A 2,786-nucleotide genomic window follows, 5' to 3' on the forward strand; every position below is an offset into this window, starting at 1 on the left:
TAGGGGATGCGGCCGTTGGGAGTGTGGGGTGTTTCGCGGGGGCCGAGGAGGCGGTGAAGCCGGCTCAGGCGGTCGCAGTCGTTTGCCAGCATCTCTGCCTGGGAGCCCGGGGCGCCGAGCTTGATTTTGAAGACGAAGAAACCCTCTTCGAGCATGGCCTCGATGTCGGCATCGGTGGTCGAGTAGGTGACGATGGGCACGACGGCGACGCGGGGGTTGTGAGCGGCCAGCGCCGGCCGGGAGAAGGCCGGCAGCAGCGTGTCGAACCGGTCGATGCCGTGCAGCCGGACATACAGCCCCCAGGCGGCGAAGTCGACGGCGACGAGGGCGTTCAGGGTGAACGTCGTGCGCAGGTCCGGCCGCCGCGTGAGGGAGCAGGCGTAGCGGTGAACGGGCTCGAAGAGGGTGTCGAACAGAGCGAAGGGATCGGCGAAGGTCTGGCCTTGGAGGAGCGTCAGGGCATAATCAGTCAGGGCGAACATCAACGCGTTGCCACCGGCTTCGGAGTGGCCGGCGAACACGCGGGCGTCCGACCAGAGCACGCTCTGGGTGCCGTAGCCGGTGCTCTTCTGGCCGCCGGCGTCGGTGAGTTGCACTTCCGACTGCCACAATTCGGTCACGTACCCGCCCTTGAATCCGAAGGGCTGCTTCAGGGCGGCGCGTTCGAACCGGGCGTTGGTGGAAGCGATGTGCATGGATGGGGAGGCTGGAGAGTCAGGGAGATCTCATGCAACCCTTCCCGCCGGCCAAGGTTTGCGCCCTGCCCCACTACCGAGGAACACCTATGAGTGACATCAATCCAACCCAGACCCGCTACGGCGATCGCGCGGAAATCCTGCCGCCGGAGCCGGATGCGCCAAAGGGCAACGCCTTCCGCGTCCGCGCGGCCGACGGCGACATCTACTACGCCTATCGCTTCCCGCATCCCGCCGTGGCGGCCTCGGTGGTCGTATTCGATCGATCGCGGGGCGCTTGCCTGCTCATCCAACGGAGCTTCGATCCATTCAAGGGCTATTTTGCGTTCCCGGGTGGATTTCTGGATGTCGGCCGTGAACGGATCGAAGAAACCGCCGCTCGCGAGTTGCTCGAAGAGGCCGGCGTCACCGTCGATCCCGCCGAATTGAAACTCGTCGACGTGCGCTCCGACCCCCAACGCGACCCACGCGATCATGTCTTCGACATCGCCTACTTTATTGCCGTCGACCGCGTCGATGCCAGCGCGCTGGATGAGGCCTCGGACTACCACTGGGCCACTCCCGCCGAACTCGACGCCCTCCCGCTCGCCTTCGACCACGCCGAACTGTGGAAGCATGTGAAGGCGGGGGCGTTTTGAGTCGCGGGTTCCGCGTACCTCACCCAAATCCTGTAACCTGCTACCATCCCCTGGATCCATTCCCGTTTTTTCCCTAGGTTCGTCCGATCATTCATCTATCTCCCCATTTGCTATGTATGACATTGGCGCAGCCGTCGTCGGGACGGGATTTATCGGGCCTGTCCACGCCGAAGCCCTGAAGCGGCTTGGCATCAACGTGACGGGCATCATGGGCAGCACCGCGAAGAAGTCGAAGACGGCCTCCGAGGTACTCGGGTTGAAGAAGGCGTATGCCTCGTTCGAGGAGGTATTGGCCGATCGGGATGTCCACGCCGTCCACCTCGCGGTGCCCAATGTGCTGCACTACGAGATGGCTAGCCGGGCGCTCGCCGCCGGCAAACACGTTATGTGCGAAAAGCCGCTGGCGATGACGGCCGATGAGTCCGCCAAGCTGGTGGCGCAGGCCGCCGCCTCCAGCCTCTCGGCCGCTGTCTGTTATAACCTCCGCTTCTACCCGCTCAACCTTGAGGCGCGCGCCCGTGTTCGGTCGGGCGAATGCGGGGAGGTGATCTCGGTGGTCGGCAGCTACGTACAAGACTGGCTGATGTACGACACGGATTACAACTGGCGCGTCCTGGCGGACCAGGGTGGCGCGCTTCGGGCGGTGTCGGACATCGGCACGCACTGGATGGACCTCGTCTGTTCGATTACCCACCTCGAAGTGGAAGCCGTGTTTGCCGACCTGAAAACGGTGCACCCCGTTCGAAAGCGCCCCCGGGGCGAAATCGCCACGTTTACCGGCAAGATGGGCGAGCCGCGGGAAACCGACCCGGTTGATATCACGACCGACGACTGCGGGGCGGTCCTCCTCCGGTTCAAGGGCGGTGGCCGCGGCGTGCTCTGGGTATCTCAGGTTACCGCCGGCTGTAAGAACCGTCTCCGCTACGAAATTTCCGGGACGAAGGGCGCCATGTCCTGGTCGAGCGTAACGCCCGACGAACTCTGGCTCGGCCACCGAAACACGCTGAACGAGTCGTTCATGAAGGACCCCTCCCTCATGAGCGACTTCGCCCGGCCGTTCTCCAACTACCCTGGCGGTCACAACGAGGGCTACCCGGATACCTTCAAGCAGTGCTTCCGCGCGTTCTACGACGCCATCCGCGACGGCGTGCCGGCCGAAAAAGCCCTCTACCCGACCTTCGCCGATGGCCACAAGGAAATCGTCATCTGCGACGCCATCGTCGAAAGCAACCGCGAACAGCGGTGGGTGAGGGTTTAAGGTGTAGAAGTTCAAGGTTAAAGGAGCCGCGGCACGACCTGAACACCCAACACCATTAAACCTTAAGAAACTGTTGAGATTTGCGTTTTGCATAATGAGCAAGTCATCCCCGCGCAGGCGGGGACCCAGAAAAATGCCAGTCTGATGGCTGGATTACTTCGTAAGTCGTTTCGCTCGTTTCCCGCCTCCGCGGGA

Annotated in this window: 3 protein-coding genes; 2 read left to right on the top strand and 1 reads right to left on the bottom strand. The window is 63.1% G+C overall.

Going from position 1 to position 2,786, the window contains the following annotated elements; translation table 11 throughout:
• The coding region (locus SH809_02785; protein ID MDZ4698609.1) for a hypothetical protein at nt 1-695 on the bottom strand (695 nt) is incomplete at its 3' end.
• An 89-nt stretch (nt 696-784) separates the two neighbouring features.
• Here SH809_02785 and SH809_02790 point away from each other — a divergent pair.
• Nucleotides 785-1,333, top strand: a complete 549-nt coding sequence (locus tag SH809_02790; protein ID MDZ4698610.1) for an NUDIX hydrolase — start codon at nt 785-787, stop codon at nt 1,331-1,333.
• A 112-nt stretch (nt 1,334-1,445) separates the two neighbouring features.
• Nucleotides 1,446-2,591, top strand: a complete 1,146-nt coding sequence (locus SH809_02795) for a Gfo/Idh/MocA family oxidoreductase (GenBank protein ID MDZ4698611.1) — start codon at nt 1,446-1,448, stop codon at nt 2,589-2,591.
• Nucleotides 2,592-2,786: the final 195 nt, after the last annotated feature.

It is taken from the genome of Rhodothermales bacterium (assembly GCA_034439735.1).
Lineage (GTDB): Bacteria > Bacteroidota > Rhodothermia > Rhodothermales > JAHQVL01 > JAWKNW01.

What these genes read in the sequence shown, in the direction of transcription:
- SH809_02790 (MDZ4698610.1), top strand. Translation starts at nt 785, where the DNA reads ATGAGTGACATCAATCCAACCCAGACCCGCTACGGCGATCGCGCGGAA.
- SH809_02795 (MDZ4698611.1), top strand. Translation starts at nt 1,446, where the DNA reads ATGTATGACATTGGCGCAGCCGTCGTCGGGACGGGATTTATCGGGCCT.